The following is a 26,863-nucleotide window of genomic DNA, read 5'->3' as shown; positions in this document are numbered from 1 at the left end:
CCCAGCTAGCACAACATGCTGCGCTACACCGTCAAGCGCCTCCTGCAACTGGCCGTGGCCCTCTTGGGACTCTCGCTGCTGCTGTTCGCGTGGTTCAAGGCCCTCCCGGGCGGACCCGAGAACCGGCTGCTCCCCGAGAACGCCACGGACCAGCAGCGGGAGGCGCTGCGGGCCGCCCTCGGGCTCGACGAGCCCATCTGGGTGCAGTACGGGGACTTCCTCGGACGGGTCGTCCGCTTCGACTTCGGCAGTTCGCTGTCGAGCGGGCGGCCCGTCGCCACGGAGCTCGCCGACCGGCTGCCCGCCACCATCGAACTGTCCCTCGCCGCGATGATCATCGCCGTCGGCGTGGGCATTCCGCTCGGCTACCTCGCGGCCCGGCGCCGCGGGACGTGGCTGGACTTCACCGCCGTCTCCGGGTCCCTCCTGGGCACGTGCATCCCGATCTTCTTCCTCGCCGCCATGCTGAAAGTGGTGTTCGCGCAGGAGCTCGGGTGGCTGCCCACGACGTTCCGGCTCTCCGCCGGGGCCGACTACACGGAAATCACGGGCCTGCGCGTGCTCGACGGGCTGATCACCGGCGAGTTCGACATCGCCTGGGACGCGGTGCTGCACCTGGTGCTGCCCGCGATCGCGCTCTCGTCGATCCCGCTCGCGGTCATCGTGCGCATCACCCGCGCCAGCGTCCTCGACGTCGTCGGCGAGGACTACGTGCGCACCGCGGACGCCAAGGGCCTCAAGCCCTCCGTGATCCGCGGCCGCCACGTCATGCGCAACGCGATGCTCCCGATCGCCACGATCATCGGCCTGCTCCTGGGCAGCCTGTTCGCGGGCGCCGTGCTCACCGAGTCGGTGTTCTCCTTCGGCGGCATCGGGTCCTTCGTGTACCAGGCGACGACCGAGCGCGACTACCCGGCGCTCATGGGCTTCATTCTGGTGATCGCCATGTTCTACGTCGCCATCAACCTGATCGTGGACCTGTCGTACGGGCTCCTCGACCCGAGAGTGCGGGTGCGGTCATGACCATCGCGAAGATCGAGAAGCTCGACCGCCTCATCGAGGCGAGCGTCTCCGCCCGCGAGGCGCAGACCGGTTCGCTGCTGCGCCAGTCGTACCGCAGGCTCCGGCGCTCCCCGATGGCCGTCACGGGCGCCGTCATCGTCGGCCTGTTCGTCGTCGTGGCGATCCTCGGGCCGTGGATCGCGCCGTACGACCCGACCGCGCAGACGTGGGGCCGCGAGGTGTTCCTCAACCGGAACATCTTCCCCGGGCCGCGCGCCGAGAACTGGTTCGGCCTGGACCACCTGGGCCGGGACATGTTCTCCCGCATGATCGTCGGGGCCCGCCAGACGCTCCTGGTGGGCGTCGTGGCGACGCTCATCGGCTTCGTCGCGGGCGCCGTCATCGGCGGCGTGGCCGCCGCCGCGGGCACCTTCGGGGGCCGCTGGGGCGAGCGCGTCGAGGCCGTCCTCATGCGCACCGTCGACGTCGCCCTCGCCATCCCGATGCTCCTGCTCGCCTTGAGCGTCGCGGCCCTCCTGGGCCCGTCGCTGAGCACCGTCATGGTCGCCGTCGGGGTCGCGCAGATCCCGATCTTCGCGCGGCTGCTGCGCGGATCGATGCTGGCGCAGGCGCACTCGGACTACGTGCTCGCCGCGGTCTCCCTGGGCGTCCCCAAGGGACGGATCGTGGTCTCGCACATCCTGCCCAACTCGCTCGGGCCCGTCATCGTCCAGGCGACCCTGGTGCTCGCGACCGCGATCATCGAGGCCGCGGCCCTGTCGTACCTGGGTCTGGGCAACCCCGACCCCGGCAGCGCCGAATGGGGCACCATGCTCGCCGACGCGCAGCGGTTCCTCTCAGGGGCGCCGCAGCTCGCCATCTACCCGGCGGTCGCCATCATCGTGACCGCGCTCGGGTTCACCCTCCTCGGCGAGGCCATGCGCGAATCGCTCGACCCGAGGCTGAGGAGGCAGGAGTAGTGGCACTGCTCGAAGTAGAGGACCTGCGGGTCGCGTTCGGCGCGTCCACCGCCGTCGACGGCGTCTCCTTCGCCGTGGAGCAGGGGAAGATCGTCGGCCTCGTCGGCGAGTCCGGGTGCGGCAAGTCCGTCACCAGCCTCGCCGTCATGGGCCTCCTCCCGCGCGGCCGGGCCGCGAAGGGCCGCAAGGGGGACCAGCCGGTCCAGGCCGCGGCCGAAGAGGTCGCGGGCGGCTCGGTGAAGGCCGCCGTGGCCGCGCCCCAGGCCGTCCCGGCCGGGGGCGGGCGCCGCAGGGGCGGCGGCGCGGACGTCAGCGGCCGGGCCGTCTTCGACGGCACCGACCTGCTGTCGCTCCCGCCCGCCGCGATGCGCCGCCGCCGCGGCAAGGACCTCGCCATGGTCTTCCAGGACCCCCTGTCGAGCCTCAACCCGGTCGTCCCCATCGGACGGCAGATCACCGAGGTCCTCGAACGGCACCGGGGCCTCAAGGGCGACAAGGCGAACAAGGAGGCCGCGAGCCTCCTCGACCGCGTCGGCATCCCCGACCCGGTGCGCCGCCTCAAGGAGTACCCGCACCAGCTCTCGGGCGGCATGCGCCAGCGCGTGCTCATCGCGATCGCCGTCGCGTGCGCCCCGCGCCTCCTGATCGCCGACGAGCCGACGACCGCGCTCGACGTCACGATCCAGGCGCAGATCCTGGAGCTGCTCAAGGACCTCGTCGACCACGAGGGCACCGCGCTGCTCATGATCACGCACGACCTCGGGGTCGTGGCGGGCATGTGCGACGAGGTGAACGTGCTCTACTCGGGGCGCGTGGTCGAGTCGGCGCCGGTGCGCGAGCTGTTCGCGCGGCCCACGCACCCGTACACGGTGGGGCTGCTCGGGTCGATCCCGCGCCTGGACCTGCCGCTGCACGAGCCGCTGACGCCGATCCGCGGCTCGATCGCCGACGTCATCCGCTGGAAGGACGGCTGCGCGTTCGCGCCCCGCTGCGACCGCGTCGCCGACGCGTGCGTCGCGGGCGAGCCCGCGCTCGTCGGGTCCGCGCACGCCCACCGCTGCGTCATGGCCGAGGAGGTCGCATGAGCACCGAAGACCATGCACTGCAAGACGAGTCGCCGCAGGTGCCGGTGCAGCGGACCGCGGAGCCGGAGCTTCCCGCCGCCTCCGCCGACCCGGCGCTGCTGGAGGTCGAGGACCTGAAGGTCCACTTCCCGATCCGCCGCGGCGTGGTCGTGGAGCGCACCGTCGGCCACGTCCGCGCGGTCGACGGCGTGAGCCTCCAAGTGGCCCAGGGCGGCACGTACGGCCTGGTGGGCGAGTCCGGCTGCGGCAAGACCACCTTCGGGCGGGCCGTGCTGCGCCTGGAGGAGCCCACGGGCGGGCGCGTGCGCCTCGGCGACGACGAGGTGACGTCCCTCAAGGGCGAGCGGCTGCGGAAGTTCCGCTCCCGCATGCAGATGGTCTTCCAGGACCCGCTCGGCTCCCTCAACCCGCGCCACAACGTGGACATGCTCCTGTCGGAGCCGCTCAAGGTCCACGGCGTCGGCTCGAAGGAGGAGCGCCGCAAGCTCGCCGTCGAGACCCTCGACGCGGTCGGCCTGCCCAAGACCGTGCTGGAGCGCTTCCCGCACGAGTTCTCGGGCGGCCAGCGCCAGCGCCTCGGCATCGCCCGGGCCCTCATGCTCCGGCCCGACCTGATCGTCTGCGACGAGCCGGTCTCCGCGCTCGACGTCTCGATCCAGGCCCAGGTCATGAACCTGCTCGACGAGCTCCAGGGCGAGTTCGGCCTCACCTACCTGGTGATCGCCCACGACCTCGCCGTGGTCCGGCACCTCTCGGACCGCGTCGGCGTCATGTACCTCGGCAAGCTCGTCGAGGAGGCCGACTCCGAGTCGATCTACGAGCACCCCCGCCACCCGTACACCAAGGCCCTGCTCTCCGCAGTCCCCCAGCCGGACCCCGAGAAGGAGGCCACCCGCGAGCGCATCATCCTCAAGGGCGACCTCCCCTCCCCGGCCAACCCGCCCTCGGGCTGCCGCTTCCGCACCCGCTGCCCCTGGGCCCAGGACATCTGCGCCGAACAGGAACCCGAATGGCGCGAAGCCGCCAGCGGCCACAAGGTCGCCTGCCACTTCGACCTGTGACAAGAAGCAAGGCGCGGACCGCAACTGCGGTCCGCGCCTTCGCGCTACTCGGGCCCGGTGGCGGGGATCCCCTCGATCCGGCCCCGGTACGGATGCCGCTGACCGAACGTCTCCTCCCACAAGACCAGATCCCCCTGCGCGGGAGTCAGATCCGGCCGGTACACCCGGCTCGGGCGCCCCTCGTTGTTCGCGCGGTACGCCACCACCCACAGCTCCTCGACCGCGTTCTTGAAGTCCGCGAACGGAATGCTCTTGCTCCGCTCAGGCGCGAAATGATCCTCCAGCACCGCCAGCTCCGGCGTGACCTCCACCGTCACTGACTCCCCGCCGACGACCTGCCTCCCCGACCGCCCCTGCGTGATCTGAGCGACGTGATAGAGCGCGACGAGGCACTTGTACGGGTCGGCCCCCAAGTCCAAGAACAGGAAGGTCCCCAGCGTGTCGTCGATGTCGTCGGAGATCTCAAGACTGCCTTGATCGTTGATGTGAATGCTCATGGCCTTCCAGTCTGCTGGTTGCCCGACGGGAACCCGTGCCCGATGTTCCCGGTCGCAGGATCATATCGGCCCTGGATCCAGACGCCGTCCGAGTAGCCCTCCCAGGTCCCTTTGGCGGGGTTGCGAGACGTGCTGTTCCGGAATGCGTCGGAGGTCGCGTTGTCGATCCGCTCAGCGCTCCAGTTGTCGGGGAAGAAGGTGCTCTTGCCGTCCGTCGTCAGCTTCGGCACCCACGGCGGAGGCGGGCTCGGGTTCTTGATCTCCACCTTGCCCGAGTACACGCCGTTGTCCCAGTGGTCGCCGATGTCGGTCGTCCGCCGCCCGGCGTGGTCGACGCCGCCGGGGCGGTGGTGGTACCCCGTCATCGTGAGTTTCTGGTCCTTCTTGCTGAAGGTGATGCCGCCGCGCTGCTGGTGGTCGAGCCGCTCGCCCGACATCCGGTTGCGACTGCCCGCGCGTTTGCGCTGCTTCTTGAGGAACTGGAGTGCGGCGCGGACCAGCTTCCCACCGCCTTTGCCCTTCGCCATGTCACGCCTCCAGGAGCTTGAAGACGGCTTCCTGGATCAGGTTGCCGACGACGGTGCGGGCGAGCTGCTGGAAGATCGGGATCTGGAGGAGGGAGGCGCCGAAGGTGACGGCGGCCTCGGCGATGGCGATGGCGATCTGGACCGCGAGGATGATGAGCTGGACGATCACCATGATCTTCAGGCACAGGACGATGATCGCGCAGATCATGAGCCCGACGCCGGCGATCATGGCGCCGATCGCGCCGTCCTCGATGACCTTGCGGGGGCTGTCCTCGCCCTCCCACCAGGTCTTGAACGCGTCGATGTCCTGGCCGACCTGGTCGGCCCAGGCGCTGGCGCTGGCGGAGGCGGCGGCGGCTTCGGCGCCGACGTTGCCGAGGTCGCCGCTGAAGTTCATCCAGGACTGGCCGAAGTTCATGAGGTGCTCCTCGTCCGACTGCGGCCAGTCGTATCCGAGGACGCCGAGTACGCTGACGAGCTCGGACGGCAGGGTCATCCCCATCAGGAGCCTCCCATCTCCGAAGAGAACTGCGTGAAGATCTGCGCGATGGCGTCGTCGTTGTCGAGGTGCTGCTTCGCGAAGTCGCGCACGTCGAATCCGGCGTCGGCGAGCTCTTGGGCCGCCTCCTCGAAGCACTCCTTGGCCCATTCGAAGACCTCGGTGTGGGCCTGCTGGATGAGGCCGCCGATCTCGTCGCTGCCGCAGGCCTCGGTGACGCCTTCGATGCTGGAGGAGAACGAGTTCACCGCGGCGAAGAAGCTCTCGGCGACGGCCTCGATGGCCTGTCCGGCGCTGTCGAGGCCTTCAGGGTCGATCTGGAGGCCCGCCATCAGTCGAGGCCCTTCGCCTGGGCGGCGGTCTGGACGATCTTGGTGTGGGACTCGGCGAGCGAGTTCATGAACGAGCCGAGCTGGCGCACCGACTGCTGCTGGATCTCCTCGACCTTCTCCGACAGGGCGGCGAGGTCGACCGCGCCGGGCATGCCGGCCTGCTCGCGGGCCGCGTCGAGGGCGGCGTTGACGCCGTTGGTGATCTCCTCGCTCAGGTACTCCTTGCTGAGGCGCACCGCGCGGGGGTCGACGAGGTCGACCTTGACCTTGCCCGCGAGGGTCGCGGAGACGCGGATCATGCCTTCGGCCGCTTCGACTTCGACGGTCTGGTTCCCGGCCGCCTCTTGCGCCTGCTTCCCGTCGTTGACGACCTGCATCGCCTTCGCGAGCGCGTCGGCGATGCCGTTCGATTCAGTGTTCAAGGGGCTCCCTGGTTTTCCGGAGTGTTCGGAGCCCATTGAAGTTAGCAAGCGGCTGCAACCCGTGGGGTCCGCCGCTAGTCGAGCGCGCCCGCTTTCACCTTGCCGCCCTGCATGACCAGCTTCAGGTGCGCCTCGGGGTCGGTGAGCACGGCGAGGTCCGCGAGGGGGTCGCCGTCGACCACGAGGAGGTCGGCTCGGGCGCCGGGGACGATGCGGCCAATGCGGTCCTCTTCGCCGAGGAGCCGGGCGGCGGTGACGGTGGCGGAGCGGATGACGTCGGCGGCGGGGACGACCGCGCCGCGGATCGTGAACTCGTCGAGCTGGTGCCTGCGCATGCCGCCCAGGAGGTCCGAGCCGTAGCAGAGGTTGACGCCCGCGTTGTGCGCGAGTTCGAGGGCCCGGAGCCCGGCGTCGAGGACGAGCTCGTTCTTGGCGAGGTTCGCTTGGGACAGCCCGTATTCGGCGCCTTCGATCGACATGCGCCGGTAGGTCACCAAGGTGGGCACCAGGAACGCGTCGTGCTCCAGGAACAGCTCCACACTGGACTCGTCGAGGAGGTTGCCGTGCTCGATGGACCGCACGCCCGCCTCCAGGCCGCGGTTGATGGCCCGCGCGGTGTAGGCGTGCCCGGCGACGTAGCGGTTGGCGGCCTGCGCCTCCTCGACGATCGCGCGGATCTCGTCGAGGGAGAACTGCGTCGAGTCGATCCGGTCGGTGGGGGAGGCGACGCCGCCCGACAGCATGATCTTGACGTGGTGCGCGCCGGTGCGCAGCTGCTCGCGGGCGGCCTTGCGCACGCCGTCGACGCCGTCGCACACGAGCCCCAGGCCCGGGCAGCACTGGTGGTCGTCGCTCACCGAGCGCCCGCGCGGGCGCATGTCCACGTGCCCGCCGGTCTGCGAGAGCGCCTTGCCGCCGAAGAAGATCCGCGGCCCGTCGATAAGGCCCTCGGCGACGGCGTCGTGGATGCCGAAGTCGGCCCCGCCGGGGTCGCGCACCGTCGTGAACCCGCGGTGGAGCATCTCCCGCAGCTCGATCGCGGCCTTGACGGCGACATAGGCGGGCGACTCGTCGCCGAGCCCCGACAGGTCCGCGGTGTGGGCGTTGACGTGCACGTGGCAGTCGATCAGCCCCGGCATGAGCGTCTTCCCGCCCAGGTCCACCGTCTTCGCGTCGGCCGCCTCGACATCGGCCCCGACAGCCGCGATCTCCCCGTCCCGCACCAGCACCCGCTGCCCCGGCACGAGCACCCCCGCGGCGGTGTCGAGCACGGCGGCGTTCACAAAGAGCACGGTCTCGGGCATCGGCGTCTCCTCACGATCAGGGCTAGCCGCTCGGCTAGGAACGCTACCAATATGCCGGACCGACCGGTAGCGTCTGACGCGGGCCCCGCCCCAGAGAGAAAGCGAGCGACATGTCCTATCCCGAACCGCGGTACTTCGGCGACGAAGGCGAGATCAGCGCGTACTTCCGGCCCGCCGGCCAGGCGCCCGACATCGAGTACCCGAACGGCGGCACGGCCGACTACCTGGCGACCGGCGCGACCACGAACGGCCAGTTCGGCCTCTACCAGTGGAACATGAGCGGCGCCCGGTCCGGGCCCGACCCGCACTTCCACCGCACCATCTCGGAGTCCTTCTACATCCTCACCGGCACGATCCGGATCTACAACGGCGCCAAGTGGGTCGACCACGTGCCGGGCGACTTCGTGCACGTCCCCGAAGGCGGCGTCCACGGCTTCCGCAACGAGTCCGGCGAGCCCGCCTCGATGCTGCTCATGTTCCACCCGGGCGCGCCCCGCGAGGACTACTTCGAGGGCCTGCTGACCCTCGGGGAGCTGTCGGACGAGGAACGCAAGGAGTTCTTCGCCCTTCACGACAACTTCTGGATCGAGGAGTCCTAAGGGGCGCTAGGGGATCAGCACCGCGTACTCGCGCAGGTGCCGCTCGAACCCGGGCGCGACGCCGACCTCGACGATCACCTCGTCGAGGCTCTGGAACGGCCCGATGCGCTCGACGCGCTCGCGGACCTGCGCGGCGAGCGCCGCGTTGAAGCCGGGGAGGTCGCGCAGCACGTCGGCGGGAGCGTGGTTGAGGTCGACCAGCCCGCCGTCGTCGAGGTGCCGCGGCTGGTCGGGGCGGCCGACGCCGCTGCGCTTCGCCAGCGACGGGTCGCCGTCGGCGAGCCGCCGGGCGTCCTCGCGCAGCCGCGCGGCCTGGTCGAGGGCCGGGGCGACCCAGTCGCCGGCCGGGACGGGCTTCGGCGGCGGTGCGGGCGCGGTTTCAGTCCGCACCGGGGCCCAGACGTACCGGCGGATCGCGGCGGCGTGGATCGCGGCGCCGAACGTGGAGGCCAGCATGACGAGGAACGCGCTCCACAGCGCCCAGTCGGGGGTCTCGCCCACGTCGAACGGGAGGATGAGCGCGAAGAACCCCAGGAACGCGGCGGTGTAGGCGATCAGCGGCGCCACTGTCCGCGCTGAGGGCCGCCGCCCGGCGGCGATCCCGAACGCCAGGGGCGCACCGGCTCCGGGCACCAGCAGCGGCAGCAGCGCCCACCCGGCCGTTGCCGCGCCCGGGCCGCGGGCCGGGATCGCGGGCGGACTCGGATGCGGGGACGGGGGCGTCGAGGGCATGCCCCGATCGTAACGACCGGGTGCGCGGGCGACCGGGGAGCGGATCCGGCCGCAACGGGCCGGGACCGGCGGAACGGGCCGCCGCGCGGCCGAACGGGTCCGGCCCACCGCTCTGGGACCGCCGTCGCACGACGAAGGGCCGGGCGGCACCGCCGCCCGGCCCTTTCGCTTGCCTTGCTTAGAGGTTCTCGATGACCTCGCGCATGAGGCGGGCGGTCTCGCTCGGGGTCTTGCCGACCTTGACGCCCGCGGCCTCCAGGGCCTCCTTCTTCGACTCGGCGGTGCCGGCCGAACCGGAGATGATGGCGCCGGCGTGGCCCATCGTCTTGCCCTCGGGGGCGGTGAACCCGGCGATGTAGCCGACGACCGGCTTCGTCACGTGGTTCTTGATGTACTCGGCCGCGCGCTCCTCGGCGTCGCCGCCGATCTCGCCGATCATGACGATCGCCTTGGTCTCGGGGTCCTCCTCGAACGCCTTGAGGCAGTCGATGTGGGTGGTCCCGATGACCGGGTCGCCGCCGATGCCGACGGAGGTCGAGAAGCCGATGTCGCGCAGCTCGTACATGAGCTGGTAGGTCAGCGTGCCCGACTTGGAGACGAGGCCGATCGGGCCCGAGCCGGTGATGTCGGCGGGGGTGATGCCCGCGTTCGACTTGCCGGGGGACGCGATGCCGGGGCAGTTCGGGCCCACGATGCGGGTCTTGTTGCCCTTGGACTCGGCGTAGTTCCAGAAGGTCACCGAGTCGTGCACCGGGATGCCCTCGGTGATGACGATGACCAGCTCGATCTCGGCGTCGATCGCCTCGACCACGGCGGCCTTGGAGAAGGCCGGGGGCACGAACACGACGGAGGTGTTCGCGCCGGTCTCGGCGATGGCCTCCTGCACGGAGGCGAACACCGGGAGGCTCACGCCGTCGACGTCGACCTTGGTGCCGGCCTTGCGCGGGTTCACGCCGCCGACGATCTCGGTGCCGGCCTTGAGCATGCGGCGGGTGTGCTTCATGCCCTCGGAGCCGGTCATGCCCTGGACGATGACCTTGGAGTTCTCGTTGAGGAAGATCGCCATTGGACTAGGCCCCCTTGTTCGCGAGCTCGGCGGCCTTGTCGGCCGCGGCGTCCATGGTCTCGACCACGGTGATGAGCGGGTGGTTGGCGTCGGCGAGGATCTTGCGACCCTCTTCGGCGTTGTTGCCGTCGATGCGGGCGACGAGCGGCTTGGTGACGTCCTCGCCGCGGTCGGCGAGCGTCTGGAGCGCGCCGAGGATGCCGCGGGCGACCTCGTCGCAGGCGGTGATCCCGCCGAAGATGTTCACGAACACGGCCTTGACCTGCGGGTCCGACAGGACCACTTCGAGGCCGTTGGCCATGACGGCCGCGGAGGCGCCGCCGCCGATGTCGAGGAAGTTCGCGGGCTTGACGCCCCCGTGGCCCTCACCGGCGTACGACACGACGTCGAGGGTGGACATGACGAGGCCGGCGCCGTTGCCGATGATGCCGACGGAGCCGTCGAGCTTCACGTAGTTGAGGCCGGAGTCCTTGGCGCGCTGCTCCAGCGGGTCGACCGAGGACTTGTCCTCGAACTCGGCGTTGTCGGGGTGGCGGAAGTCCGCGTTCTCGTCGAGGGTGACCTTCGCGTCGAGCGCGAGGACCTTGCCCTCGGGCGTGCGCACGAGCGGGTTGACCTCGACGAGGGTCGCGTCCTCGGCGACGAAGGCGTCCCAGAGCTTCACGAAGACGTCCACGAGCTGGTCGCGGAGGTCCTCGGGGAAGCCGGCCTTGGTGACGATGCCGTCGGCGATCTCCGCGGTGACGCCGGTGCCGGCGTCGATCGGGAGCTTCACGACCTTCTCGGGGGCGGTGTGGGCGACCTCTTCGATCTCCATGCCGCCCGCGGTCGACGCGATGCACAGGAACGTGCGGTTCGCGCGGTCGAGGAGGTACGAGAAGTAGTACTCCTCGTCGATGTCGGCGGTCACGGTGAGCATGACCTTCTCGACGGTGTGGCCCTTGATGTCCATGCCGAGGATGTTCGTGGCGTGGGTGTTGACCTCGTCCACGGTGTCGGCCAGCTTGACCCCGCCGGCTTTGCCGCGGCCGCCGACCTTCACCTGCGCTTTGACGACCACCCGGTCGCCGAGGCGCTCGGCGAGCGCAACGGCCTCCTGTGTGGTGGTGGCGACGCCGCCGTCCAGAACCGGCACTCCGTGCCGGGCGAACAGTGCGCGGCCCTGGTATTCGTACAGATCCACTGTAGAGTCCGCTCCACTAGCTAGTCTTCTTTGACCGGACTGCCTGGGCCTCCCCGCCCGGGCCCGGTGCGGGCCGCGGCCTCGGCGAACCGGGTCCGGTCAGGCGGGGGAAAGCTACAGGTGCCCGTTATCGCAGGGTAACGCGCGGCGAGCCGCCCCGGGTCCGGGCGGGCGGCCGGTGTGACGAGTCAGGCTTGGGATGCCGTTTGCCGGGCCCTTGCAGGCGATTCACGGTCCGGCGGGGCGGTTGTGCGGGGTCCGCGGGGGAAAGAGGCGGGGACCGGACGCACCCCTCAGGCGTCCGGTCCCCTCAGCGGGAACCAAGCCCACCCCTCAAAGGCTTGATTCCCTTAGGCACGATGCCCTATCGCCACCCCTCAATCGACAGGGCATCGGCAGCTTGTGGCACAGCTCAATTGCACGACGCTTCGGAAGTGAACCCCCGGTGAAGCCTCTGCGTTATTGTCCGGCGGCCTTTCGGCCGACTGCTGATGCGTCTTCCGCGGCTTTGCTTCCGCGTCCGACACTTATAAGAACGAGGGCCGCCAGGCGCGGTTACGGTCTCCTCGAAGAATTTTTTGCAGCGGGCGTATCCGCAGGCCAGGGCCGATCAGACGGACGCAGGGCTGCCCTGATCGGGTGAGGGCACATGGCCGCGGACCCATTCGGCGATGGCCTGGGTCGAGGCGCCGGGGCCGAATATCTGCGCTACTCCGGCTTCGCGCAACTGGGCCGCGTCCTCGTCGGGAATGATGCCGCCGCCGAATACGACGATGTCGCGCGCGTCGTTCTCGTCGAGGAGTTTCAGCACCCGCGGGAAGAGCGTCATATGGGCGCCGGAGAGGATGCTCAGTCCGATCGCGTCGGCGTCCTCGGCGAGGGCGGTCGCGACGACCTGCTCGGGGGAGTTGTGGAGGCCCGTGTAGACGACCTCCATGCCCGCGTCGCGCAGCGCGCGGGCCACGACCTTCGCTCCGCGGTCGTGGCCGTCGAGCCCGACCTTGGCGACGACGACGCGTATGGGCGCCCCGGTTGCAGTCATCTGTACCTCCTCGTACGGAGGCCGCGGCGCCTGCGTCGCTCGTGGCGATCGTCGGCGCCGCGGCCAGTTCATACGAGTGAGCTTAGTCGCGACCGGTGCGGGTTGGAAGTCCTACTGGCCGTAGGGCGGCTGCGGCGGCTGCTGCTGGCCCGGCTGCCCGTAGCCGGGAGGCGGCGGCGGGTACCCGCCGGGCTGCTGCCCCGGCTGGCCCTGCGGCGGGCCGTAGCCCTGCGGGGGCTGCTGCGGCTGGCCGGGCTGCGGGTAGCCGCCCGGCTGCTGGTACGCGCCGGGCTGCTGCCCGTACCCGGGCTGCGGGTAGCCCGCGGGCGCGGCGGCCTGCGGGCCCCGGATGAACGCCTTGACGGCCTCGTCCTTGAAGTAGATGAAGCTGGCGTAGCCCAGCGTGCCGGCGAGGGCCAGGCTCTGGAGGAGCAGGACCGCCCCGAGGCCGCCGAACAGCGCGAAGGCCGAGAACGAGCCGAAGATCGACAGGATCGAGAACCCCGCGCCGATCATGATGAGGATGATGCCTGTCAGGCGCAGGCCCGCCGGATTGACCTTGCCCTGCGGCAGCGCCCAGCCGTACCAGCCGAAGGCGCCGCAGATGAGGATGCCGAAGACGGCCGAGCCGACGTAGAACCCGCCGAAGGTGAAGACCTGGACGAGGTTGCCGAGGACGCCGACGCCCGCGGCGATGAGCACCATCAGGCCGATGCGCTTGATGCCCTCCGGGACCGCGCCCTGCGGCCCCGCGGCCTGCGGCTGCGGGAAGCCCGCCTGCGGCGGGGGCGGCGGGTAGCCGGGCTGCTGGGGCTGGCCCGGCTGGCCGTACGGCTGCTGGCCGGTCTGGGGGAGCTGGCCGGAGCCGAGCGGGTTCGGCTGCGGCGGCTGCGGGGTCCCGGCCGGGTTGAACCCGGTCTGGGAGCCGGTCTGCGGCATGACCGTGGTCTCGGCGTACTCCGCGTGCGGCGGGTTCGACGGGCCGGTCGGGTTGCCGAGCGGGGAGGGCGGCGGGGGCGGGGTGCCCTGCTGGGCCTCGACCCGGTTGATCTTCATGGTGCGGTCGAGTCCGGCCTCCTCCCCTCCTTCAGGGGCCGCGGCGGGCGGCTGCGCGCCGGGCTTGAGCTTGAAGGTGCCGCCGTCCTCGTCGTCGGGTCGGTCGTTCTCTGGGGGAGTCATGACATCCACTCTCCATGCCGGATCGGTTGTGACTGCTCTCCACCTCACCTTACCGACCGTCACGCCGCAAGGGGGTATGCCGTCCGAACAGGGGCGCGCGGACAGGGCGCCGCACCGGCGTCAGCGGCGGATCGCCAACCGGCTCAGGCGAAGTGGGCCCGGAGCACGCCCATGTACGTGGGCTGCGCGGCCTCGTAGCGCTCCTGCCCGGCGGGGGTGAGCATGAGGAACATGGCGCGGCGGTCGAAGTCGCAGGTCGCGCGGGTGACGAGGCCGTCCTTCTCCAGGCGCGTGACGGTGCGGGAGAGGGCGCTCTGGCTGAGGTACATCTCGGCCTCCAGCTCCTTCATCTTCGCCTTCCCGCCGCCCTTGGAGCAGCTGCGGGACAGGATCTTGAGGACCTCGAACTCGCTCAGGCCCAGCTCGTGCCGCTCCTGGAGCTCGCTCTCCAGCTCGCACGATGTGGTGTGGTACACGCGGAGTGTTTCAGACCACTTCGTGCACACGTCTTCGGATACTACGGCCTCCATGACCAGGAGATTACCATGTCAAGACATTTAATGTCCACGCATTTGATGTGTTGACATCCAATGCACGTGCATGTAAGTTTCTCCCCATGACGATCACCGAACCGAAACCCCTCCCCACCACCACTTCGACCAGCATCGATACGCCCGCACATGCCCCGAGCCGATGGGGACCAAAGCTGTGGGCCGTCCTCTTCGTGGCCGGCCTCGCGATGTTCCTGGACGCCCTCGACGTCTCCATGGTCGGCGTCGCGCTCCCGTCCATCGGCGCCGAGCTGGGCCTCGAAACGGCCTCGCTCCAGTGGATCGTCAACGGCTACATCCTCGGCTACGGCGGCCTCCTCCTCCTGGGCGGACGCATGGCCGACCTGCTGGGACGCCGCAAGGTCTTCCTGAGCGCGCTCGTGGTCTTCGGCATCGCCTCGCTCGTCGGCGGGCTCGTCGAGCACGAGGGCCTGCTCATCGCCTCGCGCATCGTCAAGGGCGTCGCCGCCGCGTTCACCGCCCCGGCCGCGCTCTCGATCATCACGACCACGTTCAAGGAGGGCCACGACCGCAACAAGGCGCTGTCCTTCTTCACCGTCTTCGGCGCCACCGGCTACGCCTCGGGCCTCATCGTCTCGGGCCTGCTCACCGGCATCGACTGGCGGCTGACCTTCTACGTGCCCACCGCGCTCGTGGTCGGCGTCATCATCCTGGCCTTCTTCGTGGTGCCGAAGAGCGAGCCCGAGCACGGCCGGATCGACTTCGGCGGCGCCGCGCTCCTCACCGGCGGCATGCTCGCCGCGGTCTACACCATCGTGACCGTCCCCGAGACCGGGTTCACCGCCCTCACCATCGCCACCACGGCCGCAGCCGTCCTCTTCATCGGCTCGTTCCTGGTGGTGGAGAACAAGATCCGCGAGCCGCTGATCCGGCTCGGCATCCTGAGGATCAAGTCGATCGTGCGGGCGAACCTCGCCGCGATGGCGATCTTCGGCTCCTACATCACCTTCCAGACGATCGTGTCCCTGTACCTCCAGAACACGCTCGAATGGGGCCCGCTCCAGATGGCGCTCGCGCTGGCTCCCACCGGTGTCATCGTCGCGATCCTCTCGCCGCAGGCCGGCAAGGTCATCGACCGCTTCGGCACCACGCCGATGATCATCGCCTCGATGACCTCGTTCGTCCTCGGCTACCTCTGGTTCATCCTCCGCGCCGGCGACCCGACGCCCGCCTACTTCGTGGACTACCTGCCCGCGTTCCTGCTGCTGGGTCTCGGATTCGCCATCGGCTTCTCCGCGACGATGGTGCAGGCCACCGAAGGCATCGCGGACGACGAGCAGGGCCTGGCCTCCGGGCTCGTCCAGACCTCCGGCCAGATCGGCGGCGCGGTCGTCCTGGCCGTCGCCACCGGCCTGATCTCCGGCGGCATCGCCACCAGCCTCGACCAGTACCGGCCCGGGCTCTACCTGGTGACCGCGGTCGCGGTCGTGGGCCTCCTCGCCAGCGCCACCGCGCTGATGGGCCGCCGCACGGCCGAGGTCGTCGAAGCCGCTTAGACCGGATACCTGAACACCCGCACAGCAGGGCCCGCCGTCCCCCGGACGGCGGGCCCTGCTGTCTCTCTTGCTACCGAATGGAAGTCGTCAGGACGGGGCGCAGGCGCGCCACTTCGAGGGCGAACGTGGCGTGGGCGCGGGAGGCGGCCGCGGGGTCGCGCGTGACCATGAGCAGGCCCGGCGCCCACTCGTCCACGAGGGACCGCATGAGGTCGAGGACGTCGGCGGCGTCGGCGGGCGCGAGCGCGCCGGTCGGCTCGTCGGCGACGACGACGTCGGGGCGGGACGCGAAGGCCCGCGCGACGGCGGCGCGCTGCTGGAGCACGGGTGCGAGTTCCCCGGGGCGGCGCGCGAGGAGCCGGTCGACGCCGGTGCGCTCGGCGAGGTGGCGCAGCCAGTCGCGGTCCTCGGCCTCGCCCGCGAGGCGCAGCGGCATCGCGAGGTTCTCCTCGATCGTGAGCGAGGGGAGCAGGTTGAACGACTGGAACACGAAGCCGATGCGGCCCTGCCGCAGGAGGGTCCGCTTGGCCTCGTCGAGGCCGGTGATGCGCCGGTCGGCGATGCGGACCTCCCCGCGGGAGGGGTCGTCGAGTCCGGCCGCGCAGTGCACGAGCGTGGACTTCCCGGCCCCGGGCCCGCCCATGACGGCGATGAGCGCGCCGCCGGGGACGTCGAGGCTGACGCGGTCGAGGACGGTGTGCGCGCCGTCGTAGGTCTTCGTGATCTCCCTCAAGGCGAGCGCGGGCGCGGCGGTCGCGGGGCGCCTGCTCGGGGGAGCGGCGAGGGTGGTGGTCATCGGGTGCCTCCGGGTTTCCTTGGTACCCACGACGCTATGGGGATCCGTGTCCGTTTCCAATGCGGTCAGCTGCCGGAAAGGGGGTGGGGACAACCGGAGCCGGGCGGGTACAGCCAGCTGTAGTGCCGCCGCTTTCGGGCTTGTACAGCAGGCTGTAGCGACGGTGCGGCCCCGACGCGGGTACGGTTCCAAGCGAGTTCTTGGAGGAAGCGATGGCGATCGGCAGGCGCGAGCGGGTGCGGGCGTGGTTCGACGCGCAGCTGCGCCCGGACGGCGAGGGCAGGACCGGGCTGGGCTCGGTGCTCGCCGCGGCCCTGCGCGCCTCCGGATACGGCGCGGTCGGCGCCGGGTTCGGCATCCTCGCGCTCTACACGATCCCGATCGCGGTCCTCGTCGGCTTCCTCTCGCTGCTCGGCGCCGGGAGGTTCCTCGTCCACCCGACGATGCAGTGGGTGCGGATGCTCGCGGGCCTGGAGCGCCGCCGCCTGCTGCGCCTCGGCCACGACGTCGAGTCCCCGTACGCGGGCCCCGACGCGGAACTGCCGCGGAGCCTGCGGGAGGTGCGCGCCGACCCGTCCGCGCGCCGCGACCTCCAGTGGGTGTTCCTGCACGGCACGTGGGGCCTCATCATCGGGGCGATCCTCATCAACATGCCGTTCGTGGCGGTCCGCGACGCGACCTACCCGCTGTGGTGGGCGTTCGCGCCGTCCTCGGAGCAGCAGATCCTCTCGGGGATGATCGAGGCGCAGACCGCGCCCGCGGCGGCCCTCGGCTTCGCCACCGGCATCGCCGTGTGCGCGCTGTGGCTCCTGTTCGGCCCCAAGCTCCTCGACCTCCAGGCCCGGCCCGGCGTCAACCTCCTCGGGCCCGACCCCGACATCGACCTGTCCGAGCGCGTCGCCCGATTGACGGCGACCCGCGCCGCCGCGCTCGACGCGCACGCCGTCGAGCTGCGCCGCATCGAGCGGGCCCTGCACGACGGGGCCCAGAACCGGATCGTCGCCGTCGCCGTCCTCGTCGGCGCCGCGAAGCGGGAGGTCCCGCGCGACCCGGACAAGGCCGTGGAGATCCTCGGCCGCGCCCAGGACACCGTGGAGGACGCGCTCGCCGAGCTGCGCGCGGTCGTGCGGTCGATCCTCCCGCCGGTCCTGGAGGACCGCGGGCTCGCCGGGGCCCTGAACGCGCTGGCCTCCGACTGCCCCGTGCCGTGCACGGTGGCCGTGGACGTGCCGGGCCGGTGCCCGGCGAGCGTCGAGGCGACCGCCTACTTCGTGGTCGCCGAGTCGCTCACCAACGTGGCCAAGCACTCCCGTGCGGCGAACGCGTCGGTGGAGGTGACCAGGCGGGGGAATACCCTCACTGTGGCCGTGGTCGACGACGGCCGCGGCGGCGCCGACGCCGGGGCCGGATCGGGCCTGGCGGGCATCACGCGGCGCGTCGAGGCGCTCGACGGGACCGCGACCGTGACCAGCCCACCCGGTGGGCCGACCGAGATCAGAGTGGAGCTGCCGTGCGGATCGTGATCGCCGAGGACGACACCCTCCTGCGCGAGGGCCTCAACCTGGTGCTGCAAGGGGAGGGGTTCGAGGTCGTGGCCTCCGTGGGGGACCCGGCCTCATTCCTGGCCGCCGTCGAGGAGCACCGTCCCGACGTCGCCGTGGTCGACGTGCGCATGCCCCCCACGCACACCGACGAGGGCATCAAGGCCGCCGTCGCGGCCCGCCGCGCCCACCCGGGCCTCGCCGTCCTCGTCCTCTCGGCCTATGTGGAGCAGTCGTTCGCGACCGACCTCCTCGCCGACGGCGCCCGCAGCGTCGGCTACCTCCTGAAGGAGCGGGTCGGCCGCGTCGACGCGTTCGTGGAGGCCCTCCACCGCGTCGCGAAGGGCGGCACCGCCATCGACCCCGAGGTCGTCGCCCAGCTGTTCGCGCAGCGCCGCGCCGACGACCCGGTCGAGCGCCTCACGCCCCGCGAGAAGGAGGTCCTGTCGGTCATGGCCGAGGGCCTGGGGAACGGCGCGATCGCGCAGCGGCTGTTCATCACCGAGAACGCCGTCCACAAGCACATCCGCAACATCTTCCTCAAGTTCGGGCTCGCCCCCGACGACGAGACCGACCGCCGCGTCGCGGCCGTCCTCCACTACCTCGACCGCGCCTGAACCGCGCCCCACTACCGTCCAAATAGCGCAAAACGCTCACGAAGCCGCCCCAGTCCTGCCATCCTCTGGGACAGACGTAGGAAACGGTTTCAAGGAGGACGTCATGCGCGCGATCTGGGCCGAGCTGCTCGGCACCTTCTGCCTGGTCTTCTTCGCGGTCGGCGCCGCCGTCTACGGCATCGGCCCCGAGGCGATCGGATTCGTCGGCGTCGCCTTCGCGTTCGGCCTCGTCCTCTTCGCACTCGCCTACGCGATCGGCCCGGTCTCCGGCGCCCACGTCAACCCCGCCGTCACGCTCGGCGCGCTCCTGGCCCGCCGCGTCGACGCCGGCACCGCCGTCGGCTACTGGATCGCCCAGTTCGCCGGCGGCATCGCCGCCGCCGCGCTCCTGAAGTTCATGACCACCGGCGGCGACGTCACCGACCAGACCGGCGCGCTCGGCGCCAACGACTACGGCGCCACCGTGAACCTCGCCGGCGCCCTCGTCATCGAGGCGCTCCTGACGTTCCTGCTCGTCTTCACCGTCCTCGCCGTCACCGGCAAGAAGGGCGCCACCCCGGCCGCGGGCGCCGCCATCGGCCTGGTCCTGGTGATCATCCACCTTGTCGGGCTCCCGCTCACCGGCACTTCGGTCAACCCGGCCCGCTCGCTCGGCCCGGCCCTGTTCGCCGGGGGCGCACCGCTGGAGCACGTGTGGGTCTTCATCGTCGCGCCGCTCGTCGGCGGCGCGCTCGGCGCGGCCGTCCAGCTCTGGCTGTACGGCCGCGAGCCCGAACCCGAGGACACCGACGTCCAGACCTCGTCGGCGCTGTAGCGCGGCAACGGACGGCCCTCCCTCCGGGGAGGGCTATTCGTCGTTCAGGGACCCCCACATGCCGCGCTTCTCCGCCTTCGCGAGCCGCTCCGCCTTGCGCAGCGTGTCGCCGATCGTCAGCTCCTGGTGCCCCAGGATGTAGCAGTGCGCCATCCCCTCGGCGACGGCCAGAACGGCGTAGTTCATGCCGTTCTCCATCACCACGTGCGCCAGCAGCCGGTCGTACTGGTCGAACGCCGGGTCACCCGGATCGGTGAACAGGTTCACCGTGCGGCCTTCGAGCTTCGACTTCGCGTAGACCTTCGCCTCCGCGCCCCAGTCCTCCTCCTCGCGGAACCCGCCGGACTCGGGGGAGTTGATGCCCATGATCCGCACCCGGATCTTCTCGCCGTCGATGTAGGCGCGGAACGTGTCACCGTCCACGACCTCCTCGACGTCCACCGTGGCGTAGAAGTCGCCCGGACCTTCCATACTGCTGCCTCCTCCAGGCGGACCCCCGCGGGACCGCCGCCGACCCATCCTCGCATTCGCCCGCCCGTCATGGGAACCGTGCTCCGCGTGCCCCCTTGTGACAGACTGGTCGGCGTGGAGCGACGACCGAACCGACGCCCTGGCAGCACAGGGTCCGCGCAGCGCCACACCGTGCGCATCGACGCCTCGGCGCCGCCCCGCCAGTCCCGCAGCGAGAACGAACGCGAGACCGAGGTCCTCGACACCGGCGCCCGGCCCCGCGCGAAGCGCCCGCGCGCGCTGCTCGCGTCCGCGCTGGCGACGACCGTGTGGTGCGCGACGGTGGTGTTCACGCCGATCCTGGTGTGCGTCATCATCGGCTGGTGGCAGGCCGGGGCCCAAGGCCCGGTCTCCGTGGTCGTGGCCGCCGCCGGCACGGCCTGGCTCTCCGGGCACGGCGTGCCCGTCGACATCGGACCGGTGCACCTGAGCGTCACCCCGCTCGCCCTCACCGTCCTCATCGCCTGGCGGCTCGCGAAGGCCGCCGCCGGGACGACCCGCGCGATCGGCGGCCGCGACGCCGCCGCCGTCCGGGCCGCCGCCGGGCTCGTCTCGATCCTCTACACCGGACTCGTCGCCGGGGCCGCCGCGCTCAGCGCCCGCGGGCCCTTCGGCATCGACATGCTCCCCGCGCTCCTGCACGCCGTCCCGCTCATCGTCGCGGCCACCGCGTTCGGCGCCGCCCGCGAAGCCGGGGTCCTCCCGTGGGGCACCGCCTCCGTGTGGCTGCGCCGCGGCCTGCGCACCGGGCTCATCACCGCCGGGGCGCTCCTCGCGTTCGGCGCCGCCGCCACGGGCGCGGCGTTCGCCGTCCGCGGGCCCGTCGTCGCCGACACCCTGGGGCTGTACGGGAACGCGTCGTGGATCGTCGCGCTCATGAGCCTGCTGTACCTGCCGAACCTCGCCGTGTGGGCCGCCGCGTACCTCGCCGGTCCCGGCTTCGCCGTCGGCGCGGGCACCGCCGTCCAGACCGAGCTCGTCGAACTCGGGCCGCTCCCCGCGTTCCCCGTGTTCGCGGCCGTCCCGAACGCGCCGCTGCCCGACTACGCCACGGTCCTCGTCGGGCTGCCGCTCATGCTCGCCGCCGTGTTCGGCGTGATCCTCACCTACCGGTCCCCGGACCTGCGGCTGCCCCGCGTCACGACCGCGTCGATCGTCGCCGCCGCCACCGGCGCCCTGGCCCTCGCGCTCCTGTCGTACCTCTCCGGCGGCGCCGCCGGGCAGGACCTCCTCGCCGAACTCGGCCCCGACCCGGTCGCGGTCGCCGGGATCGCCGGGGTCCAGTTCCTCATCGGCCTCGTCGGCGCCGCGCTCGTCGCCCGCCTGTTCGCCGTCCACCGCCGCGCCGCCGAAGCCGAGCTCGTGCGCAGGGACACGGTGGTCATCCCCGATCCGGCGCCGAGCCGCGAGGACGGGTTACCGTTTCACCCGTGACCGCCAAACTCGTCGTGCTCGTCTCCGGCTCGGGCTCGAACCTCCAGGCCCTCCTCGACGCCAGCGCCGACCCCGCCTACGGCGCGAAGGTCGTCGCCGTCGGCGCCGACCGCGACGGCACCTACGGGGCCGAGCGCGCCGCGAAGCTCGGCGTGCCGACCTTCGTGCACAAGGTCAAGGACTACGCCACCCGCGACGAGTGGGACGCCGCGCTCACCGCCGAGGTCGCCTCCTACGAGCCCGACCTCGTCGTCTCCGCCGGGTTCCTCAAGCTCTGCGGGCCGCGGTTCCTCGACGCGTTCCCCGGCCGCTACGTCAACACCCACAACTCGCTCCTCCCCGCGTTCCCGGGCATGAACGGCCCCGGCGAGGCCCTCGCCGCGGGCGTCAAGATCGCGGGCGCGACCCTCTTCGTCTGCGACTCCGGCGTCGACACCGGCCCGATCGTGGCCCAGTGCGCCGTCCCCGTCGAGGACGACGACACCGTCGAGACCCTCACCGAGCGCATCAAGGAGGCCGAGCGGGCCCAGCTCGTCGAGTCCGTGGGCCGCATGATGCGCGACGGCTGGAAGGTCGAGGGCCGCCGGGTCATCCTCGGCTAGCATCGCCCGAATGCACCCACCCCTCGCCGTCAACTCCCTCGAAGCGAACACCCTCTACGTCGCCTTCGCCCTGCTGCCCTTGGCGTTCGCCGCCGCATGGGCGCTCGCCGCATGGCGCATCCGCCGCGGCCGGCCGCGCCGCGACGCCTGGCTCCACTCGCTCGCCGAGGTCGGCGCGGTCGTCGGCTCGGTGCCGCTGCTGTTCCTCGGCCTCACCTCCCGCGAGGGCGCGAACGCGCTCCAGCTCGTCCCGCTCGTGGACCTCGCCGACCTGGCCGGGGCCTCGCCGCGCCGGATCGTCGAGCAGCTCGCCGGGAACCTCTTCGTGTTCGCAGCCGCCGGGTTCTTCCTGCCCGTCCGGTTCCGCATCGGCCTCGGCGCCGTCGCGATCGGCGCCGCCGCTGCCGCCGTCCTCCTTGAGGCCCTCCAGTACACGTTCCTGACCGGCCGGGTCGTGTCCGCGGACGACGCGCTCATGAACGCGGCGGGGGCCGTGCTCGCGGCGCTGGCGTCCCGGCCGTGGTGGCGGGCGTCACGCGACGCGGCCAGCCGGGAGCCTCGGAAGGCCGTGTTACGCTCGGCTGGTCGCGACTGGCGAGTGACGTCTTTCGAGGTTTCCCGTGGCACGGACCGGGCAGCTCGTTGTTGAGGGGGGACCTTCAGAAGACGCCACGGGTGGAGTACCACCGGGGAGCGGCGCTGCTGAACCTGTTACTGCGGTCGAACGCCTGGGCCGCAGTCATCTTCGATCAGGAGCAGTGCATTCATGTCCGAGCGGAAGCTCATCAAGCGGGCCCTCGTCTCTGTCTTCGACAAGACCGGCGTCATCGACCTCGCCCGCGACCTCCACGCCGCAGGCGTCGAGCTCGTCTCCACCGGCTCCACCGCGGCGCGCATCGCCGAGGCCGGCATCCCCGTCACGAAGGTCGAGGACCTGACCGGGTTCCCGGAGATCCTCGACGACCGCGTGAAGACCCTCCACCCGAAGGTCCACGCCGGGATGCTCGCCGACGTGCGCCGCGAGTCCCACCGCGAGCAGCTCGCCGAACTGGGCATCGAGGCGTTCGACCTCCTCGTGAGCAACCTGTACCCGTTCCAGGAGACCGTCGCCACGGGCGCGGGCGTCGACGACATCGTCGAGAAGATCGACGTCGGCGGGCCCTCGATGGTCCGCGGCGCCTCCAAGAACCACGCGAACGTCGCGGTCGTCGTCGACCCCGCCGACTACTCGTGGATCCGCGACGCCGCCAAGGAGGGCACCACCGCGGAGCAACGGCTCCGCCTGGCCGCCAAGGCGTTCGCGCACCTCGCGACCTACGACTCCGCCGTCGCCACCTGGCTCGCCGAGCAGACCGCCGACGGCCTCGGGGACTTCCTGGCGCTGCCCGCGACGAAGCTCGCGGACCTGCGCTACGGCGAGAACCCGCACCAGGACGCGGCCGTCTACGCCGTCCCGGGCGCGCCGGGCCTCGCGCAGGCCGAGCAGCTCCACGGCAAGGCCATGAGCTTCAACAACTACACCGACGCCGACGCCGCCTGGCGCGCCGCGCACGACTTCACCGCGCCCACGGTCGCGATCATCAAGCACGCCAACCCGTGCGGGATCGCCACGGGCGCTTCGATCGCCGAGGCCCACCGCAAGGCCCACGCGTGCGACCCGCTGAGCGCCTTCGGCGGCGTGATCGCCGCGAACGCCGAGGTCGACGCCGAGGCCGCCGCGCAGATCGCGGAGATCTTCACCGAGGTCGTCGTGGCGCCGTCGTTCACCGACGAGGCCGTCGCGATCCTCACCGCGAAGAAGAACCTGCGGCTGCTCAAGGCCCCCGAGTGGACGCCCGCCGCGGTCGAGCTCAAGCCGATCTCCGGCGGCGTGCTCGCGCAGCGCCCCGACCGGGTCGACGCGGACGGCGACGCGCCCGCGAACTGGACCCTCGCGACCGGCGAGCCCGCCGACGAGGCGACCCTCGCGGACCTCGAATTCGCTTGGCGCGCGGTGCGTTCGGTGAAGTCGAACGCGATCCTCCTCGCCTCCGGCGGCGCCTCCGTGGGCGTCGGCATGGGCCAGGTCAACCGCGTCGACTCCGCGAAGCTCGCCGTCGAGCGCGCGGGCGCCGAGCGGGCCGCGGGCTCGGTCGCGTCCTCCGACGCGTTCTTCCCGTTCCCCGACGGGCTCCAGATCCTCATCGACGCGGGCGTCAAGGCCGTCGTCCAGCCGGGTGGCTCGGTCCGCGACGAGGAAGTGATCAGCGCGGCCAAGGAAGCCGGGATCACCATGTACCTCACCGGGACCCGGCACTTCACGCACTGACGGAGGACGTGCGTGAAGCAAGCGGCGCAGTACGCACTGATCCCTATAGGATATAGGATTCGGGCCGCGCGGGCGATTCCCGTGCGGCCCTTCGCTGTGCTTACGAAGCCCAGGTGACGCAGGTGCTCGGGAGGTAGCCCCAGTCGTCGCCGGCGTAGTTGACGCGGGCCCACTGGTCGGTGGTCCCGCCGCACGCGGTGTAGGAGGCGCCCGGGACGAGCGCGCAGTCCGCGTCGTAGGTGCTCCCGGCGGTCACCGCGCCGACCGTGCCGCCCGCGGTGCCCGGCTCGGCCCAGACCGCGCGGTTCTCGTCGGCCACGGCCTGGCACACCGCGTCCGCCTCGGAGGCGTTCGCCGAGGTCGCGAATCCGGCCGTGAACGCCGCCGCGGCCGCCAGGGCCGCCGCAGCCGTCATCAATCGCTTCACGTTCCACTCCATTTCGTCATGGTTCGCGGGGATTGCCCGCGCCACGATGACGCTTTCACGGATGCGGCGTCCCAGTCGAGGCCCGAACGGGAATGGTCAGGTTTCTTACCGAAGGCGTTCTAGCTGAGAGAACTCACAGGTGGGAGGCCCGCTTCCGGTTGGGCATCCATGGCCGTTTCACGATAGGTTGATGTCATGATGCAGATGCTCTGTCCGAAATGTCAGAACCCGATGCACCAGTACGAGCGGAACGGCGTGGTCGTCGAGCAGTGCTCCGAATGCAAGGGCATCTTCCTCGACCGCGGGGAGCTCGAACACCTCATGACCGCCGAGGCGTCCTTCCAGCGCGGCGCCCCCGTCGCCCCCGCCGGCCCCCCGCCCCGATACGACGACCGCCGTGACGACCGCCGCTACGACGACCGGCGCGATGACCGCCGGTACGACGACCGCCGCCGCGACGACCACTACGACGACCGCCGCCACCACGGCGACGACTACCACTACAAGAAGAAGAAGCGCAAGAGCGTCTTCGAGGACCTCTTCGACTTCTAGCGGTCCCCGCCGCCGGGCCCGGCCCGGCGGCTACCGCGCCGCCGCGAGCGGGAAGACCGCGCGCGGGGTCCAGGGGACCGGGGCTCCGGCCAGGGTCTCGAAGGTCCAGGCGCCGGGGCTCGGGTGGGTGTAGAGCGTGAAGGACTCCACGCGGAACTTCGCCTCGAAGCCCGCGAGGGCCGCGAAGGCGTGGTCGAGCGCGGCGGTGCCGACGTTCTGCGCGACGGTGACGTGCGGGTGGTACGGGAAGGTGCGCTCGCGTTCGGCCGGTCCGGTGCGGATCGCCGCTTCGAGCTGCTCGCAGATGGCGATGCCGTCGGCGACGGCCACGAACACGACCTCGGTGACCGGCCGGAACGAGCCGGTGCCGCGCAGGTGCAGGTCGAAGCGCGGGCAGGCGGCGGCGACGGCCGCGAGGTGGGCCCGGAACGCGTCGAGCGATGCCGCGGGGATCTCGGTGGGCCCCAGGAGCGTCAGGTGCGCGGGGACGATCCCGCCGAGCGCGTCGCCGGAGGCGATGCGGGCGCGGTCCAGGATCTCGCCCCACGGCGGGGGCACCGGGATCGCCACCCCCACCGTGACGGTCCTCCCGCCGGTGTCGGCCACTAAAGCGCCGCCGGCGGGTAGAAGCCGATCTTCTTGTACGTCTTGGCGATCGTGCGGGACGCGAGGTGCCTGGCCTTCTCGGCGCCCATCGTGAGGATCCGGTCCAGCTCGGCCTTGTCGGCGAGGATCTCCTTGGTGCGCAGGGCGACCGGCCCGAGCGTGTCGGCGACGACGTCGGCGAGGTCGCCCTTGAAGTCGCCGTAGCCGCGCCCGGCGTACTCCGCTTCGAGCTTCTCGACCGTGGTGTTGCCCAGGGCCGTGTAGATGTTCATCAGGTTCGACACGCCCGGCTTGCGCTCGGGGTCGAACCGGACCTCGGCCTCGGAGTCGGTGACGGCGCTCTTGATCTTCTTGCGCATCTGGTTCGGCTCGTCGAGCAGGTACAGGCACCCACGCGGGGAGGTCGAGGACTTCGACATCTTCTTCTCGGGCTCGGCGAGGTCCTTGATCGTCGCGGTCTCCTTGACGATGTAGGGCTCGGGGACGGTGAACGTCTCGCCGAAGGTGCCGTTGAAGCGGATCGCGAGGTCGCGGGTGAGCTCCAGGTGCTGGCGCTGGTCCTCGCCGACGGGGACCTGGTCGGTCCGGTACAGGAGGATGTCGGCGGCCATGAGGATCGGGTAGGTGAACAGGCCCACCGTTGTGCGTTCTTGTTTGGCCGACTTGTCCTTGAACTGGGTCATGCGGCTGGCCTCGCCGAACCCGGTCTCGGAGCCGAGGATCCACGCGAGCATCGTGTGCTCGGGGACCTGGGACTGCACGAACAGCGTGCACCGCTCGGGGTCGAGACCCAGGGCCAGAAGCTGAGCGGCGCTCACGCGCGAGCGCTCGTGCAATACCTTTGGATCGTGATCGACGGTGATCGCGTGCTGGTCGACGACGCAGTAGAGCGCGTCCGTGGTGTCCTGCATCGCCACCCACTGCCGCAGCGCCCCCAGGTAGTTCCCGAGGTGGAACGAGTCCGAGGTCGGCTGGATCCCGGAGAAGACGCGGGGCTTGCGGTCGGCAGTGGTCATGGACCGATTCTGACATCCGGGCCGAGACCGCGGCCACCCGGTATTGCGGCCCCGCCGATCCT

Annotated in this window: 30 protein-coding genes, 1 pseudogene and 1 riboswitch; of the genes and pseudogenes, 14 read left to right on the top strand and 17 right to left on the bottom strand. The window is 71.2% G+C overall.

The window, feature by feature from the left end; translation table 11 throughout:
* Positions 1 to 15 precede the first annotated feature (15 nt).
* From WA640_RS25100 to WA640_RS25085, 4 genes are read left to right on the top strand one after another with little or no spacing between them, the layout of a single operon-like run.
* A complete protein-coding gene (locus WA640_RS25100) occupies positions 16 to 1,023 on the top strand; it encodes an ABC transporter permease (protein WP_335991517.1) in 1,008 nt (335 codons plus the stop codon).
* Positions 1,020 to 1,982: an ABC transporter permease gene (locus WA640_RS25095; RefSeq protein ID WP_335991516.1), complete on the top strand. Its 963-nt coding sequence runs from the start codon at positions 1,020 to 1,022 to the stop codon at positions 1,980 to 1,982. The genes WA640_RS25100 and WA640_RS25095 overlap by 4 nt, the downstream gene beginning before the upstream one ends.
* Positions 1,982 to 3,067, top strand: a complete 1,086-nt coding sequence (locus WA640_RS25090; RefSeq protein ID WP_219926616.1) for an ABC transporter ATP-binding protein — start codon at positions 1,982 to 1,984, stop codon at positions 3,065 to 3,067. Before WA640_RS25095 ends, WA640_RS25090 begins: the two co-directional genes overlap by 1 nt.
* Positions 3,064 to 4,128, top strand: a complete 1,065-nt coding sequence (locus tag WA640_RS25085) for an ABC transporter ATP-binding protein (protein WP_106363184.1) — start codon at positions 3,064 to 3,066, stop codon at positions 4,126 to 4,128. Before WA640_RS25090 ends, WA640_RS25085 begins: the two co-directional genes overlap by 4 nt.
* 44 nt (positions 4,129 to 4,172) lie before the next feature.
* Here the strand turns inward: WA640_RS25085 and WA640_RS25080 are convergent, their stop codons facing one another.
* The 6 genes from WA640_RS25080 to WA640_RS25055 form a co-directional block, all read right to left on the bottom strand.
* Entirely contained in the window at positions 4,173 to 4,625 is a 453-nt protein-coding gene (locus tag WA640_RS25080; protein WP_335991513.1) for a hypothetical protein, read from the bottom strand.
* Positions 4,622 to 5,152, bottom strand: a complete 531-nt coding sequence (locus WA640_RS25075; RefSeq protein ID WP_335991511.1) for an EndoU domain-containing protein — start codon at positions 5,150 to 5,152, stop codon at positions 4,622 to 4,624. Before WA640_RS25075 ends, WA640_RS25080 begins: the two co-directional genes overlap by 4 nt.
* Before the next feature lies 1 nt (position 5,153).
* Positions 5,154 to 5,654, bottom strand: coding sequence for a WXG100-like domain-containing protein (locus WA640_RS25070; protein WP_335991510.1), 501 nt, complete (start codon positions 5,652 to 5,654; stop codon positions 5,154 to 5,156).
* On the bottom strand, positions 5,654 to 5,983 hold the full coding sequence (locus WA640_RS25065; protein WP_335991509.1) for a hypothetical protein: 330 nt from the start codon (positions 5,981 to 5,983) through the stop codon (positions 5,654 to 5,656). The genes WA640_RS25070 and WA640_RS25065 overlap by 1 nt, the downstream gene beginning before the upstream one ends.
* Positions 5,983 to 6,405 (bottom strand): YbaB/EbfC family nucleoid-associated protein, encoded by a 423-nt coding sequence (locus WA640_RS25060; protein WP_335991508.1) that lies wholly within the window; start codon positions 6,403 to 6,405, stop codon positions 5,983 to 5,985. The genes WA640_RS25065 and WA640_RS25060 overlap by 1 nt, the downstream gene beginning before the upstream one ends.
* 74 nt (positions 6,406 to 6,479) lie before the next feature.
* Complete coding sequence (locus WA640_RS25055) at positions 6,480 to 7,709, bottom strand: metal-dependent hydrolase family protein (RefSeq protein WP_335991505.1); 1,230 nt, start codon at positions 7,707 to 7,709, stop codon at positions 6,480 to 6,482.
* A gap of 110 nt (positions 7,710 to 7,819) precedes the next feature.
* Here WA640_RS25055 and WA640_RS25050 point away from each other — a divergent pair, with 110 nt between their 5' ends.
* Entirely contained in the window at positions 7,820 to 8,308 is a 489-nt protein-coding gene (locus WA640_RS25050) for a cupin domain-containing protein (RefSeq protein ID WP_106363191.1), read from the top strand.
* 6 nt (positions 8,309 to 8,314) lie between these two features.
* Here the strand turns inward: WA640_RS25050 and WA640_RS25045 are convergent, their stop codons facing one another.
* The 6 genes from WA640_RS25045 to WA640_RS25020 all read right to left on the bottom strand — a co-directional run bounded on the left by WA640_RS25045 (position 8,315) and on the right by WA640_RS25020 (position 13,986).
* Positions 8,315 to 9,040 (bottom strand): ComEA family DNA-binding protein, encoded by a 726-nt coding sequence (locus WA640_RS25045; RefSeq protein WP_335991503.1) that lies wholly within the window; start codon positions 9,038 to 9,040, stop codon positions 8,315 to 8,317.
* A 178-nt stretch (positions 9,041 to 9,218) separates the two neighbouring features.
* A complete protein-coding gene (gene sucD, locus WA640_RS25040; RefSeq protein WP_106363193.1) occupies positions 9,219 to 10,106 on the bottom strand; it encodes a succinate--CoA ligase subunit alpha in 888 nt (295 codons plus the stop codon).
* Positions 10,107 to 10,110: 4 nt separating this feature from the next.
* Complete coding sequence (sucC, locus tag WA640_RS25035; RefSeq protein WP_106363194.1) at positions 10,111 to 11,289, bottom strand: ADP-forming succinate--CoA ligase subunit beta; 1,179 nt, start codon at positions 11,287 to 11,289, stop codon at positions 10,111 to 10,113.
* 610 nt (positions 11,290 to 11,899) lie between these two features.
* Positions 11,900 to 12,331 (bottom strand): cobalamin B12-binding domain-containing protein, encoded by a 432-nt coding sequence (locus WA640_RS25030; protein WP_335991501.1) that lies wholly within the window; start codon positions 12,329 to 12,331, stop codon positions 11,900 to 11,902.
* 111 nt (positions 12,332 to 12,442) lie between these two features.
* Positions 12,443 to 13,510, bottom strand: a complete 1,068-nt coding sequence (locus tag WA640_RS25025; RefSeq protein ID WP_335991500.1) for a hypothetical protein — start codon at positions 13,508 to 13,510, stop codon at positions 12,443 to 12,445.
* Between the two features lie 143 nt (positions 13,511 to 13,653).
* The gene (locus WA640_RS25020) at positions 13,654 to 13,986 is read right to left on the bottom strand and encodes a MarR family winged helix-turn-helix transcriptional regulator (RefSeq protein ID WP_335991498.1); all 333 of its coding nucleotides are present in this window, start codon (positions 13,984 to 13,986) and stop codon (positions 13,654 to 13,656) included.
* Between the two features lie 140 nt (positions 13,987 to 14,126).
* On the opposite strand from WA640_RS25020, the gene WA640_RS25015 reads away from it, so the two are divergent.
* The gene (locus tag WA640_RS25015) at positions 14,127 to 15,578 is read left to right on the top strand and encodes an MFS transporter (RefSeq protein WP_335991497.1); all 1,452 of its coding nucleotides are present in this window, start codon (positions 14,127 to 14,129) and stop codon (positions 15,576 to 15,578) included.
* A gap of 70 nt (positions 15,579 to 15,648) precedes the next feature.
* Here WA640_RS25015 and WA640_RS25010 read toward each other — a convergent pair whose 3' ends face one another.
* A complete protein-coding gene (locus WA640_RS25010) occupies positions 15,649 to 16,374 on the bottom strand; it encodes an ABC transporter ATP-binding protein (protein ID WP_335991496.1) in 726 nt (241 codons plus the stop codon).
* Positions 16,375 to 16,586: 212 nt separating this feature from the next.
* On the opposite strand from WA640_RS25010, the gene WA640_RS25005 reads away from it, so the two are divergent.
* The 3 genes from WA640_RS25005 to WA640_RS24995 all read left to right on the top strand — a co-directional run bounded on the left by WA640_RS25005 (position 16,587) and on the right by WA640_RS24995 (position 19,346).
* The gene (locus tag WA640_RS25005) at positions 16,587 to 17,897 is read left to right on the top strand and encodes a sensor histidine kinase (RefSeq protein WP_335991494.1); all 1,311 of its coding nucleotides are present in this window, start codon (positions 16,587 to 16,589) and stop codon (positions 17,895 to 17,897) included.
* Positions 17,885 to 18,532 carry a response regulator transcription factor gene (locus tag WA640_RS25000; RefSeq protein WP_106363201.1) on the top strand — a complete coding sequence of 216 codons (648 nt, stop codon included), beginning with the start codon at positions 17,885 to 17,887 and terminating at the stop codon, positions 18,530 to 18,532. Before WA640_RS25005 ends, WA640_RS25000 begins: the two co-directional genes overlap by 13 nt.
* A gap of 103 nt (positions 18,533 to 18,635) precedes the next feature.
* Positions 18,636 to 19,346 carry an MIP/aquaporin family protein gene (locus WA640_RS24995; RefSeq protein WP_106363202.1) on the top strand — a complete coding sequence of 237 codons (711 nt, stop codon included), beginning with the start codon at positions 18,636 to 18,638 and terminating at the stop codon, positions 19,344 to 19,346.
* Positions 19,347 to 19,379: 33 nt separating this feature from the next.
* Here the strand turns inward: WA640_RS24995 and WA640_RS24990 are convergent, their stop codons facing one another.
* Positions 19,380 to 19,817, bottom strand: a complete 438-nt coding sequence (locus WA640_RS24990; protein WP_181245687.1) for a thermonuclease family protein — start codon at positions 19,815 to 19,817, stop codon at positions 19,380 to 19,382.
* Positions 19,818 to 19,931: 114 nt separating this feature from the next.
* Here WA640_RS24990 and WA640_RS24985 point away from each other — a divergent pair, with 114 nt between their 5' ends.
* From WA640_RS24985 to purH, 4 genes and pseudogenes are all read left to right on the top strand, one after another.
* A complete protein-coding gene (locus WA640_RS24985; protein ID WP_335991491.1) occupies positions 19,932 to 21,290 on the top strand; it encodes a cell division protein PerM in 1,359 nt (452 codons plus the stop codon).
* Positions 21,287 to 21,892 carry a phosphoribosylglycinamide formyltransferase gene (gene purN / locus WA640_RS24980; protein WP_335991489.1) on the top strand — a complete coding sequence of 202 codons (606 nt, stop codon included), beginning with the start codon at positions 21,287 to 21,289 and terminating at the stop codon, positions 21,890 to 21,892. The genes WA640_RS24985 and purN overlap by 4 nt, the downstream gene beginning before the upstream one ends.
* A 10-nt stretch (positions 21,893 to 21,902) precedes the next feature.
* A pseudogene (locus WA640_RS24975) lies at positions 21,903 to 22,391 on the top strand (VanZ family protein); the annotation flags it as partial.
* Positions 22,392 to 22,469: 78 nt separating this feature from the next.
* Positions 22,470 to 22,633: riboswitch (ZMP/ZTP riboswitch) on the top strand.
* A gap of 25 nt (positions 22,634 to 22,658) precedes the next feature.
* A complete protein-coding gene (gene purH / locus WA640_RS24970; protein WP_335991488.1) occupies positions 22,659 to 24,200 on the top strand; it encodes a bifunctional phosphoribosylaminoimidazolecarboxamide formyltransferase/IMP cyclohydrolase in 1,542 nt (513 codons plus the stop codon).
* 100 nt (positions 24,201 to 24,300) lie between these two features.
* Here purH and WA640_RS24965 read toward each other — a convergent pair whose 3' ends face one another.
* The gene (locus WA640_RS24965) at positions 24,301 to 24,627 is read right to left on the bottom strand and encodes a hypothetical protein (RefSeq protein ID WP_146148007.1); all 327 of its coding nucleotides are present in this window, start codon (positions 24,625 to 24,627) and stop codon (positions 24,301 to 24,303) included.
* 195 nt (positions 24,628 to 24,822) lie between these two features.
* Between WA640_RS24965 and WA640_RS24960 the strand changes: the two genes are divergently transcribed.
* On the top strand, positions 24,823 to 25,179 hold the full coding sequence (locus WA640_RS24960; protein ID WP_335991486.1) for a TFIIB-type zinc ribbon-containing protein: 357 nt from the start codon (positions 24,823 to 24,825) through the stop codon (positions 25,177 to 25,179).
* 30 nt (positions 25,180 to 25,209) lie between these two features.
* Here the strand turns inward: WA640_RS24960 and WA640_RS24955 are convergent, their stop codons facing one another.
* Positions 25,210 to 25,785: a 2'-5' RNA ligase family protein gene (locus WA640_RS24955; protein WP_335991484.1), complete on the bottom strand. Its 576-nt coding sequence runs from the start codon at positions 25,783 to 25,785 to the stop codon at positions 25,210 to 25,212.
* Complete coding sequence (gene trpS / locus WA640_RS24950) at positions 25,785 to 26,801, bottom strand: tryptophan--tRNA ligase (protein ID WP_335991482.1); 1,017 nt, start codon at positions 26,799 to 26,801, stop codon at positions 25,785 to 25,787. The genes WA640_RS24955 and trpS overlap by 1 nt, the downstream gene beginning before the upstream one ends.
* Between the last annotated feature and the right edge of the window lie 62 nt (positions 26,802 to 26,863).

The organism is Glycomyces sp. MUSA5-2, assembly GCF_037034145.1.
Lineage (GTDB): Bacteria > Actinomycetota > Actinomycetes > Mycobacteriales > Micromonosporaceae > Glycomyces > Glycomyces artemisiae.
The sequence above is the reverse complement of the archived record's forward strand: the minus strand, read 5'-3'. Positions and strand labels throughout refer to the sequence as shown.